Raw genomic sequence first — 16,373 nt, 5'->3', positions numbered from 1 at the left:
GAGGACCGGTTCACTTCAACGCACGGGTGCCGAAGCCACCCGGAATGGCGGGCTCCACCCGAGCGGCCGTGGCCGCTCAGAGATTGAAGCCAACATTACCGACAGAAATGCTCGGTCCGAAGATGAAGGACCACTTGCTCGACGGAACGACAGGGTCCAGCGACGGGTCGCCACCGGTGCGGCGGCGGATGTCGCCGCGGAACTCATAGGCCATCCACGCCTGTGCACCCACGGCGGCGCCGGGGCCAATCGGAACACGCAAACCCAATCCGAGCACCACGGCGAGCGTGGGCGGAAACTGGATGTCTCCTGATTGCGGCACGAGCCCCAATCCCATCAATCCCGCTTCGATTCCCAGCAGTCGCTCCTGGCCTTCGTTGTTCAACAAGGCCAGGCGTGACACGACACCGAAGTTGATGGCGAGCTGTCCGGTGGGCTCGGTGGCGCGGTAGAGACCCGCGGGGATGGCGGCCGTCGTGTAGAGCCGGAAGAGGCCGCCGGTGACGATGGCGGTCCACTGCGCGGACGGCAGGCCGGTGCGGTCCGTGGTGCTCAGCGCATACCGCGACTCATCCGCCACGTGCGACACCTGCACGGTGATGCGGTCGTACTGCCCCAGGTTGCCCGGCACGGGGATGTCGCGCTGGTCGCCTTGAGGCCGCAGGAACATGCGCTGTTCGACGTTGCTCTCCCCGCGTCCCGAACCGTCCGGCTTGGTGACGTTGATGCGGAGCAAGACCTCCTGGTTGCCTTCCTCGGGCTTCAGGCGCTCGCGATGCACGATGACGCGGCACGTGTTGCGCATCGCGTACGGAATCCGGTGAGGGCGGCTCGGCTCCAGTTGCTGGTCCTTGCCCTCCGCGTCCGCGCAGACGAACTCCACCAGTTTCTCGATACGAGCGGGCACGCTGGCCTCGCGCACCACCCGTTGAAAGCGCTCGTCCACCGACACCAGGTCCGTGGTGGCCAGCTCCGCGGGCAGCGTGGGAAGCCGGTAGCCGAACCGCAGCGCGACGAAGGCGCCCGGCGCGGCTTCGCCTTGAATGAGCGTGGCGGACTCCCGCGTCGTGACGCTGTACGCGCCCGGCAGCGGCTCCAACACGAAGCGCCCCAGGCCCGCGTTGGAGGCCATGTGCACTTCCGCCGGCCGGTTGGTGGGGATGAAGTCGATGGCGCCATGGCCGGGGAGGTCCAGGCTGGCGCGCGGAACCGGCAGCGGCAGCGTCTTCGTCGTCTCCGACGCGACCACCGTGCCGTCCTGCCGCGAGGTCAGCGCGGTGATGGTCACCTGCTGGTCGGAGGTCCCCGCGGTGCGCAGCATCACGTAGGTGCCCTCCGCCAGCTTCACCACGCGCTCCACGCGGACGCGGATGCCGTTGACGGTCCACACCAGGGTGCGCGGGTCGTGCGCGCAGACGGGATCCAACCGCACCACCAACGCGGAGTTCTCCGCCCCGCGCAACACCGAGCCCTCCACGGAGGACAACGGGCACGCCAGCACCGACAGCGTGGTGGTGATGACCTGGTCCAACACGTCGCCGCGAGAGAAGAAGACGCGGGGCACCAGGCGCGCGCGCAGCGTGATGCTCGCGTCCACGCCCGGCACGTTGCGCACGGAGATGAAGCCCTCGTCGGGCTCGCACCGGGCGATGCCGCAGTCGGTGGTCGCGATTGCCTCGGAGTGGCTGACGGGGACGCTGCCCGGGCCCTTGGACACGTCGATGCCGTTGGACAGCACCAGGGGCTCGGTGAGGATGGTGCGACCGGGGCGGACGCGGAGCGTCTCGGGGTCCACCAGGTTGCCGTAGGCATCGTACGTCCTCACCTCGGGGCCGATGCGGCCGTAGGGCGGAATCCAATAGAGCGACGTGTCCGTGGGAAGGCCCTGCGGCACGGGAACGGCGCAGTCGGCCAGGCCCTTCGGCTTGGAGGGAGACAGGCAGATGTCCTGGCCCTCCATGGGAGGCCGCTCCGGCTCGCCGCGCGGCTGTCCGGACCAGGCGATGCCCACGTTCAGCAGCCCCACGCCGCGCAGCTCCAGTCGGCCTTCGTCCGGGTAGAACGACGTCCCGGAGGCGTCGATGCGCGGCAGAGGGCCCGTCGCAATCACCGTGACGATGCGCTCCGTGGTGGCGCATTGCGCCGCGGTGTCCGCCACCTTGAGGTCCTGCGTCCGCGCGCTTTCGTCCGGCTTCGCGGGGGGATGGACGGAGCGCCCATCCGGGCCCAGGCTCCATCCATTGCGGACCGGGCCGCAAATGACGCCCTGGGTCAGCACTTCGACGGAGCGGCCACCTTCCGGCACTTGCACGACGGGCGCGGCGGCGGCGAGCCCCGAGGCCAGCAACGAGGCGAGAACGAGGAGGCGTGCAAGGGGCATCACTTCGCTAAAGAGCGAAGGATGCCCCCTCGGTCAAGCCTGATTGCCCGCGGATATCAGGCGGCGGGCTGGGCCTCGATGCCCAGGGCCTCATGTGCGAAGCGAAACATTCGCTCATTGAGCTTTCCCAGAAATTCGAGCGGGTGCCGGCCGGCGCGGTCCGCCGCGTCCTCCATCTTCTCCTTGCAGCGGAGGTCAGCGCAGAGGTTCACCCCCACGCGCCGCTTGTTGTCCACGGCTGTGGTGAGCAGACACACCTCATGGGCCGAGCCATAACTGTGGCACCACTCGCACATGCGGGTGACGGGCTCTCCGCCCAGGGAGTCGCGGCGGAAGATGAGGCCAATGGGCCTGCGGCTGCCGGGCGCGGAGAAGATGAGGTACACGCGCGCGCCCGACGTCTCCGTCCAGGCGAGGTAGTCCCGCACGAAGAGGGGAAAGGTGATGCCCACGGGCATCTCGATGACGCGGCGGTCCCTGGGGCGGAAGGATTCGATGAGCGCCCGGTCGTTTTCGAATCGGAACACGGCTGCTCCTTGGAGAACATCTGCCCCTAACAATGGGGCGGGAGTGATTCCACCGGAACCCACCCGTGGAGCGAGCGCCCCCCTGGCGCGGTCCTCCGCGAACCCTCCGGAAAACGGGGCCATTCCCCGCCGGCTCCGGCCGGAGTAGACAGGGGGTGCCGGGCGGTGAGCGTCATCGCCCGTGGATTCCCTGGAGGCATCGTGAACGCGCCCCTTGTCCTGACGGTGGTGGAAATCCTGTTCGCCTCGGGAGCGCAGTCCGTCTGAGCGGCCACGAAGGTCCCGCACAGCGCGGTCCTGCTCTCCTCGGGGTGCCCTGAAATCCAGGTGCGCCGCAGGCACCGCTCTGTCCGGAGTCCTTTCCACATGTCGCTTGAATCCCTCGGCTGGGGTCCAGCCTTCACTCACGCTTTCGCTTCGCTCGTTTCGCAGTTCCCGCATCCCCTCGTTCCCGGCCGCGTCGTGCGCCAGCAACGGGGTCTGCTCACGGTCCAGACGGCTTCCCGCGCCGTGCTCGCGCGCACCGCGGGAAGGCTCCTCCACCAGGCGCCCGGCGCGCAGGCCCTGCCCACCATTGGAGACTGGGTCGCGCTCCAGCTCCCGGACGGGGAGGGCGAGGCGCTGCTTCACGCGGTGCTCCCACGCACCAGCGTGCTCGCGCGGCGTGAGGCGGGCAGTGAGCGCGACGGGCAGCTCATCGCCGCCAACCTGGACGTCGTGTTCCTCGCCGCCGGGTTGGACGGCAACTTCAATCCCCGCCGCATCGAACGCGCGCTCTCCCTGGCATGGAGCAGCGGCGCCTCGCCCGTGGTGCTGCTCACCAAGGCGGACCTCCAGCCCGGCGCGGCCTCGCTCGTCGCCGAGGTGGAGGCGCTGGCGCCGGGCGTCCCGGTGCTCGCGCTGAGCGCCCGGACGGGCGAGGGCGTGGAGTCCGTGAGCGCGCACCTGCCCGCCGGCAAGACAGGAGCGCTGCTCGGCTCCTCCGGCGTGGGCAAGTCCACGCTGGTCAACCGGCTCCTGGGCGACTCGCGGCTGGTGACCCAGGCCGTGCGCGAGGAGGACGACAAGGGCCGCCACACCACCACGCACCGCGAGCTCTTCGTGTTGCCGGGCGGAGGCCTGCTCATCGACGGGCCGGGGATGCGCGAGCTGGGGTTGTTGGGCGGCGAGGACGAGGGCATCGAGCAGACGTTCTCGGACATCCTCGAACTCGCGGAGGGCTGCCGCTTCTCGGATTGCCAGCACCAGGGCGAGCCGGGATGCGCGGTGCGCGCTGCGGTGGCGTCCGGGGCGCTCCCGGAAGCGCGGCTCGCCAGCTACGAGCGGCTGCGGCGTGAGCAGGCCTTCCAAGCCCGGAAGGCGAGCGTGACCCCCGAGCGGGAGAACCGGCGGCACGAGCGGGCCCGGACGACGATGGCCTGGGATGCCTTGCGCTCCAAGCGCCGGCGCGACTGAGACGGTCGAGGTTCGGGAGGCGGGTGGAATGACCGCCTCTCGACGCCCCGGCCGCGGGGCTTGCGGCCGGGCGCGAACTCGGGCGGGGCGGCGTGTCTATACTCCGCGCCCATCATGAAGAAGGACTCGCTCAAGGAACGCCTGCGCCGCAAGTTGCGGTGGGACCTCTGGCTGACGCTGGGCCCCGCAGCCGTGATTGTCAGCATCGCGTTCGCCGTCACATTCTACTTCGTCAAGCCCGCGCCCCCGAAGAAGCTCGTCATCGCCGCGGCCGGGGATGAAGGCGGCTTCCGGTACTTCGCGCGGAAGTATCAGGAGTACCTCGCGCAGCACGGCGTCACCGTGGAGATTCTCCCGACGGATGGCTCTCTCACCAGCGTCAAGCTGCTGGAGGATGAGCGCTCCGGCGTGGACGTGGCCTTCGTGCAGAGCGGCGCCTCGGACGCCGCGATGGCCCCCCACGTCGTTTCCCTGGGGAGCCTCTCCTACGTCCCGCTGTGGATTTTCTACCGGGGCGCGCCGCTTCAGGACCTCAACCAGCTCCAGGGCAAGCGCATCGTCGTGGGGCCCGAGACGAGTGGGACGCGGGCCTTGTCCCTCAAGCTGCTCGCGGCCAACCACGTGGGCGCCGCGCCCACGGAGCTGCTCAACCTGGGCCGTGACGAGGGCATCGAGCAGCTCAAGCAGGGCAAGGTCGACGCCGTCTTCATCGTGTCCCCCGCGGAGTCGCCGCCCATCCAGCGGCTGGCGGCGGTGCCGGACATCCAGGTCCTCAGCTTCTCGCGGGCGGAGGCCTACACGCGCCGTTTCCCCTACCTGTCCAAGCACCTGCTCCCGCGCGGCGTCTTCGACCTGGGGGCGGACATCCCGGACCACGACGTGGTGCTGCTGGCGCCCACCGCGAACCTGCTGGCGACGGACTCACTCCACCCGGCGCTGGCGTACCTCCTGCTGCGCGCGGCCAGCGAGGTCCACGGCAAGGCGGGCATCCTGGACCGCACTGGCGAGTTCCCCGCGGCGCTGGAGGCGGGCTTCCCCTACAGCAGCGAGGCGCGCCGCTACTACGAGTCCGGCGTCCCGCTGCTGCACCGCTATCTGCCCTTCTGGGCGGCCAACCTGGTGGACCGGTTGTGGGTGATGCTGGTGCCCTTCATCGCCGTGCTGGTGCCGCTGGGGCGCCTGGCGCCGGCGCTGTACCAGTGGCGCGTGCGCTCGCGCATCTTCCGCTGGTACGCGCGGCTGAAGGAAATCGAGCTGCAGCTCGAGGAGAGCCCGGCCCCGGAGCGGCTGGACGACATGCTCCGGCGGCTCGACGAGGCCGAGCGGGAGGTGAACCGCATCCCCATGCCCCTGGCCTACGCGGAGAACCTCTACTTCTTCCGCGAGCACGTCGACGTGGTCCGCCGCAGGCTGGCCCGGCGCATCACCGAGTCGGGCGGGACGCTGCCTCCGGCCATGCGGGCGGCGGAGAAGACGGCGTAGCTCATCCGCACGCATCGTGAATGTGTGTCGTTGTGGGCGAAGGGCGTCACCAGGCCCTTCGAAAAAAAACGCCACGACGGCCTCAAGGTTTTCGGCGCCGTGCGTTTTGAAATTCGAAGTGGGGATGGTGAGGGAGCAAGCCCGGGGGGGCTGTTGCTTCCGGAGGGCGAGGGCGCATCCCTGAGATGGGACGCGCAGTCATTGGGAGCACGTCGAGGGGGCGTGCTCCCAATGTTTTTTCTGGAGCTCTCGTTCGAGCGGCTCACGCGGCGGGGAGTGCGTCGGGGGGCGCGCTCCCCGCTGTGTTTTTCTGGGGTTCGCCGGGCCCGGTCTCCCGGGCGCCGGCATTCCACCGTGTGACTACTCGGCGTTGGACGAGGGGAGCACCTTGATGGGCTGCCCGTCGTCGCCCGTCACCGTGGTGCCCGTGGCCTTCTGCTGCGCTTCGGTGGGCGTCCCGACGTCGAAGCTGAAGACGCGCGACAGGTGCGCGCCGTCGAAAGTCCCGGTGACGGTGACCACCAGGAGCGACCGGCCTTCACCCGGGGTGAAGAGCACGTCGAACTCCGACACGGAGTCCTGGGCGAAGCTCCCGCTCACGGGCGTGGGGGCGCTCTTCACGTCGAGGCCATCCACGCCGGAGAGGTGGACCTGGACGTCCGACGCCGCCTTTTCGAAGCGCAGGGCGATGCGGGCCTGGTCTTCACCCAGCTTCGCGTCCACCCGGACGGGGGCGCCCGCCTTGGTGGTGTCCGAGCTGTCCGCGGGCGTGGGGTTGGACTTCGACTGAGAGGTGCAGGCCACCGGCGCCGCGAGCGCGAGGAGGCTGGACAGGGCTGCGATTGCCTTGAGGTTCATGTGCGCTCCGGGCTCACGGGGAGGTGATGGCGAGGGTCGGCGTGTAGTTGGCGTTGATTTCGGAGAAGCCCACCAGCACCAGGACATAGGGCTCGTCGGCCTGCGTGGGGATGGTGATGGTCTCCGTGCCGGAGAGGTACCGGTCGGCGCTGCCGACGACCTCGCCGCGGTGGTAGACCTCGATGCCCACGTCCTCCGAGTGCGTCGCGGTGAACGTCATGGACTGCCCGGTGCCCTGGAACACGAAGTACTGGTTCTGCGGGCGCTTGTTGTAGTCCACGCCGCCGCGCAGCGTGACGGTGGTGTTGTACGGAATCCGGTCCACGTTCGTGTAGATGCTCCGCAGCGGCGCGTCGCCGTCACCGAAGTCCGAGGTGATGGACCCGATGTTGTAGAAGGCCGCCAGCGTGTCCACGTCCGCGGCGTTCACGCCCGGCTGAGCCTTGATGCTGTGGATGAACGAGCCAATGGTGGTGAGCGCGGGCGTCGACTTCTGGGGGCCCACCAGCACGTCGTAGAAGATGCCGATGTCGTACGACACGCGGTCATGGGCTTCGTTGCTGCCGGAGTCGTACAAGTCGTAGAGCATCCGGAAGACGCTCATCTCGGAGAAGGAGCCCCGGGACGAGATGGGGTCGTCGGTGGTGGGCACGGGCTCGCTCTCCGCGTCGAAGCCGAAGGCGGCCAGCGTCGTGCCGCTCCACAGCGTGTCGACGTAGATGGGCTCCGGCAGGATGATGCTGGCCAGCGCGTTGCCATAGCCCTCGCCGAAGGCCAGGCGCGGGTCCAGGCTCTCGCCGCTGGAGTGCGGCCCACCCGGGCTGTCCGCGCGAGACAGGTTGGCCTCGAAGTAGTGCCCCCACTCATGGACGATGACGTGGGCGTCGAACTCGTCGGTGTCCACGCCGTCTCGCCCGAGCACGTAGATTTCGTTTTCGGAGAACGAGAAGTGCGACGTGCCAATCTGGCCCCGCGCCTTGTTGCCCGACTGCGGGACGTTGTTCGGGCTCCAGTTCACCTTGAGCAGGGGGAAGTTGACCTCGCGGGCATCCATGAAGGCCCGCGACGCGGTGTACATGCTGTCGAGGATGGCGAAGGGCGCGGCGACGCGCTGGTTCGCGGTGTACCGGGTCCCCGACCAGCCGTGGGTCGCGTGCAGGTTCTTGGTCGTCTCCGACGCGGCGAGCGAGTTGCCCACGGCCCAGATGGCGTTGTTGTCGGTGTTGTCCTCGATCTGGATTTCCGGCGTGGTCGTCTTGGCGAGCGCGACCACCGTCAGGGCCCCGGTGCCTCGTGGCTGGTAGGTGACGGTGTAGCGGCCTTCTTCATCCGTCGTTCCGTCGACGAGCACCCGCGTGCCCTGCCGGACCTGGATGACGGCGTTGCGCACGGGCCGCACGGACGCTTGATTAAACTCCAGCGTGCCCCGGCGCGTGGTCGGGGAGTAGACGGCGGGGACGAAGTCGTACGTCACCAGTCCGCTGACGGTGACGGGGTCTCCCGGAGGGCCGTCGCCACCGCCGTCGTCGTCGTTGTCATCGTCACCGTTACACGCAGGTGCCAGCGCCAGGGTGAATGCAAGCGCCAGCACCTTGCGGGTGAGGCGTCGCGTCGATTTGCGCGTCACGTCCATTCGATTCTCTCCCCCTTGCCCTCGCGCATTCGAGGGCAGGCGGGACATTGTCGGCAACTCTGGAGCCAACTTCAAACGCACATTGGCTGCCTGCCTCAGGGCAGGGGGCCGTCGACCAGCCGCAGCACGTCCGCCAGCACGCCCGCGGCCGTCACCGCGGCGCCCGCGCCGTAGCCGCGAATCACGAGCGGTGTGGGGCTGTAGCGCTCCGACGTGAAGCTAAGCGCGTTCTCCCCGCCCTTGACCGCGGCCAGCGGGTGCTCCAGGGACACGGGGACGAGCCCGACGAAGCAGCCGTCCTCGGTGACGCTGCCCACGTAGCGCAGCACCTTGCCCTCCTTGCGCAGCGCCTCCACGCGGCGCTGGAAGGCGGCGTCCACCTGCGGCAGGCGGGCGAGGAAGTCATCCAGCGGCCCCGTCGCGTCGAAGTCCGAGGGCAGCAGCGAGTCCAGCGTCACCTGCTCCAGCTCCACGGTGCGGCCCAGCTCGCGCGCGAGGATGAGCACCTTGCGCGCCACGTCCGTCCCGTGCAGGTCGTCGCGCGGGTCCGGTTCGGTGAAGCGCTTCTCCATGGCGGTGCCCACCGCGCGGGACAGGGGCACGCCTTCCTCGGTGAGGCCCAGGATGAACGACAGCGAGCCGGAGAGGATGCCCTCCACGCGCAGCACGCGGTCACCGGTGCGCAGCATGTTCTTCAACGTGTCGATGACGGGCAGCGCCGCGCCCACGTTCGTCTCGTACAAGAAGCGCCGCTGGTGACGCGAGGCCGTCTCGCGCAGCTTGCGCCAGTGGCTCCACTGCCCCGCGTTGGCCTTCTTGTTGGCGGTGACGACGTGGAGCCCGGCCTCCATCAGCGACGGGTAGGCGAGCGCGATGTCCTCGCTGCTGGTGCAGTCCACGAAGACGGGCCGGCCCGGACGCTTGGCGCGGGCCCATTCGCGGAAGGTGTCCAGCGGCGCGCCGTCATTCCCCGCCGCGAGCCGCGCCTTCCAGTCCTCCAGGGGCAGGCCCTCGCCGGAGGCCACGCAGCGCTTGCTGTTGGCGATGACGCACACGCGCAAGTCGAGTCCGTGGGCGCGCAGCTTGGGCGCCTGCTGGTGCACCTGCTTGAGCAGCTCGCCGCCCACGCTGCCCACGCCGGCCAGCAGCAGCTCCACCACCTCCGTGGTGCCGAAGCAGCGGCCATGCACGTGCGCCAGCGCGCGCGGGCCGTCCGTCTCCGAGATGACGGCGGAGATGCTGCGCTCGCTGGAGCCCTGGGCGATGGCGGCGATGCTGCACCCCACGTCCGCCAGCGCGCTGAAGAACGTGCCGGCCACGCCCACGCGGTGGCGCATGCCGTCACCGACGATGCTGAGCACGGCGAGCCCGCGCTGCTGCTCGATGGTGTCCACCTTGCCCGCGGCGCGCTCCATCTCGAAGGCCGCTTCCAGCGCCTTCACGGCGCGCTCCGCGTCGGCCTGCTGGACGCAGAAGCTGATGGAGCACTCGCTGGAGCCCTGGGTGATGAGCACCACGGAGATGCTCGCGTGGGCCATGGCCTCGAAGACGCGGGCGGCGGTGCCGGGCACGCCCTTCAAGCCCGCGCCGGCCAGGTTCAGCAGCGCGATGCCGGGGAGGAAGGACAGGCCGCGCACCGGGTGCTCGGGCGGCGCGGCGTCGTCGGTGACGCGCGTGCCCGGGTGCTCGGGGCGGAAGCTGTTGCAGACGCGCACCGGAATGCCGCGCTCGCGCGCGGGCGCAATCGTCTTGGGGTGGAGCACCTTCGCGCCGAAGTAGGCCAGCTCCATGGCCTCCTCGAAGCTCACCTCGGGGAGGGGGAAGGCCTCGGGCACCAGGCGCGGGTCCGCGCTGAAGATGCCGTCCACGTCCGTCCAGATTTCCAGCAGCGCCGCGTCCAGCGCCGCCGCCGCCAGCGCCGCCGAGTAGTCCGAGCCGCCTCGGCCCAGGCACATCGTCTTGCCCTTGCCGTCGCCGCCGAAGAAGCCCGGCATCAGCATCAGCCCGGGGCCGCTTGCGTCACGCAGCGGTGCGAAGCGGGCGCGGCTCTCCTCCTGGAGCGGCGTGGCCTGGAGCGGGTCGCCCGCGCAGAGGATGGCGTCGCGCGGCTCCACCGCGTGCGGCGACAGGCCTCGCGCGGCCATCAGCGCGCCCAGGATGAGGCACGAGGCGCGCTCGCCCAGCCCGGACAGGTGCGCGAGCACGGACGGCGAACACTCCCGCAGGAGTCCCACGCCTTGCAGCAGCCCCCGCAGCTCGGAGGACAGCGTGGACAGCCCTTCCTCCAGCGAGCGCAGCCGCGCCTCACCCAGCTCCGCCGCCAACTCGCGGACGATGCCGCGGTGGACCTCCTCGAAGCGGCCGTGGAGCGACTCCACGGGGTTTCCCTCCTGGGCGGCGCGCGCCGATTCCACCAGGAGGTTGGTGATGCCGGAGACGGCGGAGGCGACCACCATCACCCGCGTCTCCTTGCGCGCGGCCTCGGCCAGGTCCACCACGCCGCGCATGCGCTGGGCATTGCCCACGCTCGTCCCACCGAATTTCATCACCCTCATGACCGCACCTCGCTGCGGGAAGCGAGAAGCCGGGGCTGCTGTCTGCGGGACGTCGTCTGGAGGGTGGGCTGCATTCGGGACTCCTGAGGCGTTTGACAACAAAAAAGCCCCGCGCCGGAGAGCGCGGGGCCGAGCTGGAAACCGAAGGGGGTTCCTGAGCTAGACCACCCGCGCCCGGCGGGAAGTCGTAGTCGTGGTGGTCGTCGTCGTGGAGGTCTGGGCGGTCGTCGCACGGCACGGGCTGGCGGGGAACGTCGTTCCCTCGCGCTGCACGTGCTGGCCGTTGACGCCGCTCATGAAACGAAGGCTGGCCGAACTTGCCGCGGCAAGTCAAGCAGGGGACCTGGCAGGTCCCCGCGTGCCGGGGCCCGGTTCACGGAGGTGAACGCGGGCCCGCCCCGGGGTTCAGCTTGCGAGCATCACGACCAGTTGCGTGAGGCCGTAGACGACCGCCGCGGTGATGGCCGCCGCGGGAATGGTGAACACCCAGGCCCAGATGATGCGGCCCGCGACGCCCCACTTCACGGCGCGCCAGCCCTTGGTGGAGCCCACGCCCACGATGGCGCCGGTGATGGTGTGCGTGGTGGACACCGGGATGCCCAACTGCGCGAGCGCGATGATGGTGACGCCGCCGCCCGTCTCCGCGGCGAAGCCGCCAATGGGCGCCAGCTTGGTGAGGCTGTGGCCCATGGTGCGCACGATGCGCCACCCGCCGAAGAAGGTCCCCAGGGCGATGGCCGCGTGACAGGAGATGATCATCCACCAGTCGATGTGGAACGGCCGGTCCTTCCAGATGGTGCCGAAGAGCACCACCGCGATGATGCCCATCACCTTCTGCGCGTCATTGGTGCCGTGGCTGTAGGAGAAGATGGCGGAGGATACGAGCTGCAGCTTGCGGAACCACGAGTCCACCTTCAGCGGCGTCTGGCGGTGCACGACCCACGTGCTCAACACCATCAGGCTGATGCCCAGCGTCATGCCGATGAGCGGCGAGAGCACGATGAAGGCGGCAATCTTCGCGATGCCCGAGCCGACGAGGCCGGCGAAGCCGAGCACCGGCAGCGTGGCGCCAATCATCCCGCCCGCCAGCGCGTGCGACGACGAGGAGGGCAGGCCCCACCACCACGTCAGCAGGTTCCAGACGATGGCGCCCATGAGCGCGGCGAAGATGACGGAGAGCACCGCGCTGGGGCCCTCGGCGCGGAGCATCTCGAAGTTGATGATGCCCTTGCCCATGGTGTTGGCCACATGGACGCCCCCGCCAAAGGCCGCCACGAAGTTGAAGAAGGCGGCCCAGGCCACGGCCAGGTTGGGGGAGAGCACTCGGGTGGAGACCACCGTGGCGATGGAGTTCGCCGCGTCGTGGAAGCCGTTGATGAAGTCGAAGATGAGTGCGACCGCGACGATGAGGATGACGGCGGCGAGTAGCATTTAGCTGTGCTCCAGCACCACGCCTTCGATGACGTTCGCCACCGACTGGCACTTGTCGGTGGCGGTCTCGATGAAGTCGTAAATCTCCTTCCACTTGATGATGAGCAGCGTGTCCGCGCCGCTCTTGAAGAGCCGGCCGACCCCCGCGCGCAGGGCTTCATCCGCCTGCGTCTCCAGGCGCTTGATTTCCTTGCACCCGGCCAGAATCTGCTCCGGCTTCTTGATGAGGCGCAGCGCGGCCACCACCTCCTGCACCTTCTCCGTGGAGAGCACCAGCAGGCGCGCCAGCTCCGTGGCGTCCGGCAGGCTGGACGGGATTTCGTAGTAGTGCAGGCGTGCGGCGGCGGCGTTCGTCAGGTCCAACACGTCGTCGATGCGCGACAGCAGCGAGTGAATCTGCCCCCGGTCGAACGGGGTGATGAACTGCTGGTGCAGGCGGTTGAAGGCGGTGTGGGTGACCTCGTCCCCACGGTGCTCCACGTCCTTGAGCGCTTGGACCCGCGCGGGGACGTCGCGGTAGTCACTGAGCAGCGCGTAGAGCATCTTCGCGCCTTCGACGGTGACGGCACATTGCGCATCGAAGTCGTCGAAGAACTCGTCCGACTTCGGCATCAGCTTCTCGAGCATCCGGCCCTCCAAGTCGCCTGAATGCAGGCGACGCCGTTCACGAGGGCCGTCGAGATGGCAGTCACGGGCCCCTGGCGCGCCCGTGACTACCCTAAGTGGAGAGAATCTCCAGCCTTCCTTTCTGCTTGCCTGTGGCTCGCTCCCTCGCTAGGCGCGCTCAAACGGCGACGACAATCTTTCCAAAGTGCGCCCCCGACTCCATGTAGGCCAGGGCCTCTCGCGCCTGCTCGAACGGGAAGCTCCGGTCGATGACGGGCTTGAGCCGGTGCTGGGTGATGAGCCGGTTCATGTCCTCGAACATGGCGCGGCTGCCCACGTAGGTCCGCTGGACGTCCAGCTTCTTCGGCTCCACCAGGGCCGGGTCCGGCTTGGCGAAGCCGCCGCTGAGCATGCCGATGAGGGAGATGTGGCCGCCGGGCCGGGTGGCCTTGACCGAGCGGGGGAAGGTCTCCTCGCCCGCGACCTCCAGGACGTGGTCCACGCCCTGGCCGCCGGTGAGGGCGAGGACCTCCGTCTCCCAGTCCGGGTGCTTGCGGTAGTTGATGGTGCCGTCCGCGCCGAGCTTCCGGGCGTGCTCCAGCTTCGCGTCCTGGCTGGAGGTGATGATGACGCGCGCCCCCAGCGCCTTGGCGAACTGGAGCGCGAAGATGGACACGCCGCCGGTGCCCTGGGCGAGCACCGTCTGGCCCGGCTGGAGCCGGCCCTCGGCCACCAGCGAGTTCCAGGCCGTGACGGCCGCGCAGGGAAGGGTGGCGCCTTCCTCGAAGGACAGGTGCTCCGGGAGGAGGATGAGCCCCTCCGCGTCCACGACAGCGTACTCGGTCAGCACGCCATTCACGCTGCCGCCTAGCGCGTTGCCCGTCTTCTCCGGGGTGGCCGGGCCGTCTGTCCACGTCTGGAAGAAGGTGGCGGCCACGCGGTCGCCCGGCGTCACGCGCGACACGCCTGCGCCCACGGCGACCACCTCGCCCGCGCCGTCGGAGACGGGGATGAGGGACGGGGGACGTGCGCCCGGGTAGCGACCCAGGGCGATGTAGAGGTCACAGTAGTTCAGGGACACCGCGCGGATGCGGACCAGCGCCTGGCCTGGACCCGGCTGGGGCTGCGGCCGCTCCACCTGGACCCACGCATCGACGCTCCCCGTCTGCTGCAGCTCATAGGCTCTCATGCGCGCATGACTAGCCACGGACGGGCGAGGCCGCCAGGCAACTGATGAGGGAGGGGCCCGCTTCCTGGCTGGGTTTGCTCGGAGTGTAATCTTCTGGCCCCTCGTCCCTCGCGCCGTCCGAGCGCTGGACGGCAAGGGGGTGGGCAGGGGTGGCAAACCCGGGTAGATGCAGGCGGCAGCAGGGGAGCGGCCCGTGGGTTGGGACGCTCCGGCCGCCTTCCCGGGTTCAAGCATGATGCCGATTCGCCCCACGCCGCTGTCTGTCGCGCCGATGATGGACTGGACGGACCGGAACTGCCGGTACTTCCACCGGCTGCTCAGCCGTCACACGCTGCTGTACACGGAGATGGTGACGACGGGCGCCGTCATCCACGGAGACCGGGACCGGCTCCTGGGCTACGACGCGGCGGAGCACCCCGTGGCGCTGCAGCTCGGCGGGTCCGAGCCCGAGGCGCTCGCCGAGTCGGCCCGCATCGGTGAGCAGTGGGGCTACGACGAAATCAACCTCAACGTCGGCTGCCCGAGCGACCGCGTCCAGTCGGGCCGCTTCGGCGCGTGTCTCATGGCGGAGCCGGAGCTCGTCGCCCGTCTGGTGGGCGCCATGCGGGACGCGGTGAACATCCCCGTGACGGTGAAGTCGCGCATCGCCATCGACGAGCTGGAGGAGTGGCCGACGTTGGAGGGCTTCATCCGGACCGTGTCGGCCGCGGGTTGCACGCGCTTCATCGTGCATGCGCGCAAGGCGTGGCTCCAGGGCTTGAGTCCCCGGGAGAACCGCGACGTCCCGCCGCTGCGCTACGATTTGGTCCACCGCCTCAAGGCGGAGTTCCCCCACCTGGACATCAGCATCAACGGCGGCATCAAGACGTTGGACGCCGCCGCCGAGCAGCTCCAGCACGTGGACGGGGTGATGATGGGGCGCGCGCCCTATGAGAACCCCTACCTGCTGGCGGAGGCCGACCGGCGCTTCTTCGGCGCCACCACGCCGGTGCCTCAGCGGCACGAAGTCGTGGAGGCGATGCTGCCGTACATCGAGAAGGCCCGCGGCCGCGGCGCGCCGCTGGGCGCCATCACCCGGCACATGCTGGGGCTCTTCCAGGGCCTGCCCGGTGCGCGCGCGTGGCGCCGGCACCTCAGTGAGAATGCCCACAAGCCGGGCGCGGGTCCGGATGTCGTGGTGGCGGCGCTCGCGAAGGTGCGGCGGGAGCCGGAGGACGTGGCGGCCTGAATCAGGCCACCTGACACCAGAGGGAACCGCAGGCCGGGAACAGCTCCCCAGGACCGGCATGCGATTCCCTCTGGCTCACGCCCTTCCGTGAAGCCCGCGCGCCCGGGTGCGTTCGGTGCCCGGATGTCCCCAGACGCCGCTCCAAGCCGGCGCCCTCACCCGGACTCCTGACGCACCCCGGAGCGCGAAGCTCCACCCGTGCTCCCCTTGTCATCCGGGTGCATCACGCCCGGACGTGCCCGGACGGCCGAAGCCGCCGCGTGCATGGACAGGGTTGTCGCATTCAAAGCGCGCGCGCACCCGTCATGGTTTGCGCATGGTTCCTTCACGGAGCGCGTCCAGCAGCGCCAGCGGGTCGCCTTCGCGAAAGGCCGCGAGCCCCGCCTCGAAGTCCGCGCGAGCACCGTCCAGGTCGCCTTGGCGCTCACGCACCACCCCGCGCGCGTGCAGCAGCTCCGGGTCGACGTCATCACCCGACTGCGACGCGAGCGCCTCCGTGAGGTCCTTCGCCGCGTCGTCCAGCCGGCCCAGTCGAGCCCTCGCGGCGGCGCGCTGCTGGAGCAGCCACGGGTTGCCCGGGGACTCCTCAAGCGCGAGCGTCCAATCCCGCTCCGCCGCTTCGTCCCGCCCCAGCGCCTCCAACGCCTCGGCGCGCTTCATGTGCAGCACCAGCGCCTTGCGGTAGCCCGAGCCGACGAGCGTGTCGAAGTCCGCCACCGCCTCTTCATGGCGGCCCAGACGGCACAGCGCGAGGGCGCGGTACAGCCGGCTGGTGAGGTGACCGGGCGCCAGCGTCAGCACGCGCTCGTACCACGCCAGTGCTTCTTCCGGGACTTCGCCCCAGATGGCCAGCGTCTGCGCCAGCTCCATCAGCACGCGGGCCTGCCGGGGATGCGCCTCCGCCAAGGTCCGGGCGAGCGCGAGCGCCGTCGCGTACCGCCCGCTGCGTCGCAGGCGGTCCACCTCGCGGAGCTGGGCGGCCAGCTCCGGAGGACAGGCTTCTCGTCCGTTGCGCTCCACCCTCAGCCC

Annotated in this window: 12 protein-coding genes; 3 read left to right on the top strand and 9 right to left on the bottom strand. The window is 69.7% G+C overall.

Annotated elements, in window-relative coordinates:
* Nucleotides 1-76 precede the first annotated feature (76 nt).
* Nucleotides 77-2,380: a hypothetical protein gene (locus A176_RS23060; protein ID WP_021781483.1), complete on the bottom strand. Its 2,304-nt coding sequence runs from the start codon at nucleotides 2,378-2,380 to the stop codon at nucleotides 77-79.
* Between the two features lie 56 nt (nucleotides 2,381-2,436).
* Complete coding sequence (locus A176_RS23055) at nucleotides 2,437-2,907, bottom strand: FBP domain-containing protein (RefSeq protein WP_002637245.1); 471 nt, start codon at nucleotides 2,905-2,907, stop codon at nucleotides 2,437-2,439.
* Nucleotides 2,908-3,273: 366 nt separating this feature from the next.
* Between A176_RS23055 and rsgA the strand changes: the two genes are divergently transcribed.
* Nucleotides 3,274-4,362, top strand: a complete 1,089-nt coding sequence (rsgA, locus tag A176_RS23050) for a ribosome small subunit-dependent GTPase A (RefSeq protein ID WP_002637244.1) — start codon at nucleotides 3,274-3,276, stop codon at nucleotides 4,360-4,362.
* 114 nt (nucleotides 4,363-4,476) lie between these two features.
* A complete protein-coding gene (locus tag A176_RS23045) occupies nucleotides 4,477-5,844 on the top strand; it encodes a TAXI family TRAP transporter solute-binding subunit (protein ID WP_002637243.1) in 1,368 nt (455 codons plus the stop codon).
* Nucleotides 5,845-6,204: 360 nt separating this feature from the next.
* Here the strand turns inward: A176_RS23045 and A176_RS23040 are convergent, their stop codons facing one another.
* From A176_RS23040 to A176_RS23015, 6 genes are all read right to left on the bottom strand, one after another.
* Nucleotides 6,205-6,702: a hypothetical protein gene (locus A176_RS23040; RefSeq protein WP_002637242.1), complete on the bottom strand. Its 498-nt coding sequence runs from the start codon at nucleotides 6,700-6,702 to the stop codon at nucleotides 6,205-6,207.
* Nucleotides 6,703-6,715: 13 nt separating this feature from the next.
* Complete coding sequence (locus tag A176_RS23035) at nucleotides 6,716-8,335, bottom strand: hypothetical protein (RefSeq protein WP_002637241.1); 1,620 nt, start codon at nucleotides 8,333-8,335, stop codon at nucleotides 6,716-6,718.
* Nucleotides 8,336-8,430: 95 nt separating this feature from the next.
* The gene (gene thrA, locus A176_RS23030) at nucleotides 8,431-10,890 is read right to left on the bottom strand and encodes a bifunctional aspartate kinase/homoserine dehydrogenase I (RefSeq protein WP_002637240.1); all 2,460 of its coding nucleotides are present in this window, start codon (nucleotides 10,888-10,890) and stop codon (nucleotides 8,431-8,433) included.
* Between the two features lie 405 nt (nucleotides 10,891-11,295).
* Nucleotides 11,296-12,321, bottom strand: a complete 1,026-nt coding sequence (locus A176_RS23025; RefSeq protein WP_002637239.1) for an inorganic phosphate transporter — start codon at nucleotides 12,319-12,321, stop codon at nucleotides 11,296-11,298.
* Nucleotides 12,322-12,948 (bottom strand): DUF47 domain-containing protein, encoded by a 627-nt coding sequence (locus tag A176_RS23020; protein ID WP_002637238.1) that lies wholly within the window; start codon nucleotides 12,946-12,948, stop codon nucleotides 12,322-12,324.
* A 157-nt stretch (nucleotides 12,949-13,105) separates the two neighbouring features.
* On the bottom strand, nucleotides 13,106-14,116 hold the full coding sequence (locus tag A176_RS23015) for a zinc-dependent alcohol dehydrogenase family protein (RefSeq protein WP_002637237.1): 1,011 nt from the start codon (nucleotides 14,114-14,116) through the stop codon (nucleotides 13,106-13,108).
* 232 nt (nucleotides 14,117-14,348) lie between these two features.
* On the opposite strand from A176_RS23015, the gene dusA reads away from it, so the two are divergent.
* Nucleotides 14,349-15,344: a tRNA dihydrouridine(20/20a) synthase DusA gene (gene dusA, locus A176_RS23010; protein ID WP_044890673.1), complete on the top strand. Its 996-nt coding sequence runs from the start codon at nucleotides 14,349-14,351 to the stop codon at nucleotides 15,342-15,344.
* 303 nt (nucleotides 15,345-15,647) lie between these two features.
* Here dusA and A176_RS23005 read toward each other — a convergent pair whose 3' ends face one another.
* Complete coding sequence (locus tag A176_RS23005; RefSeq protein WP_002637235.1) at nucleotides 15,648-16,364, bottom strand: tetratricopeptide repeat protein; 717 nt, start codon at nucleotides 16,362-16,364, stop codon at nucleotides 15,648-15,650.
* Between the last annotated feature and the right edge of the window lie 9 nt (nucleotides 16,365-16,373).

The sequence above is a fragment of the Myxococcus hansupus genome (genome assembly GCF_000280925.3).
Classification (GTDB): domain Bacteria; phylum Myxococcota; class Myxococcia; order Myxococcales; family Myxococcaceae; genus Myxococcus; species Myxococcus hansupus.
Note: the sequence above shows the minus strand (reverse complement) of the source record. Positions and strands in the feature narration are given on the sequence as shown.

Bases quoted from the DNA above. Each gene is read 5' to 3' on its own strand.
- A176_RS23060 (WP_021781483.1), bottom strand. From the start codon at position 2,380: ATGCCCCTTGCACGCCTCCTCGTTCTCGCCTCGTTGCTGGCCTCGGGG.
- rsgA (WP_002637244.1), top strand. From the start codon at position 3,274: ATGTCGCTTGAATCCCTCGGCTGGGGTCCAGCCTTCACTCACGCTTTC.
- A176_RS23045 (WP_002637243.1), top strand. From the start codon at position 4,477: ATGAAGAAGGACTCGCTCAAGGAACGCCTGCGCCGCAAGTTGCGGTGG.
- A176_RS23040 (WP_002637242.1), bottom strand. From the start codon at position 6,702: ATGAACCTCAAGGCAATCGCAGCCCTGTCCAGCCTCCTCGCGCTCGCG.
- A176_RS23035 (WP_002637241.1), bottom strand. From the start codon at position 8,335: ATGGACGTGACGCGCAAATCGACGCGACGCCTCACCCGCAAGGTGCTG.
- thrA (WP_002637240.1), bottom strand. From the start codon at position 10,890: ATGAGGGTGATGAAATTCGGTGGGACGAGCGTGGGCAATGCCCAGCGC.
- A176_RS23025 (WP_002637239.1), bottom strand. From the start codon at position 12,321: ATGCTACTCGCCGCCGTCATCCTCATCGTCGCGGTCGCACTCATCTTC.
- A176_RS23020 (WP_002637238.1), bottom strand. From the start codon at position 12,948: ATGCTCGAGAAGCTGATGCCGAAGTCGGACGAGTTCTTCGACGACTTC.
- A176_RS23015 (WP_002637237.1), bottom strand. From the start codon at position 14,116: ATGAGAGCCTATGAGCTGCAGCAGACGGGGAGCGTCGATGCGTGGGTC.
- dusA (WP_044890673.1), top strand. From the start codon at position 14,349: ATGATGCCGATTCGCCCCACGCCGCTGTCTGTCGCGCCGATGATGGAC.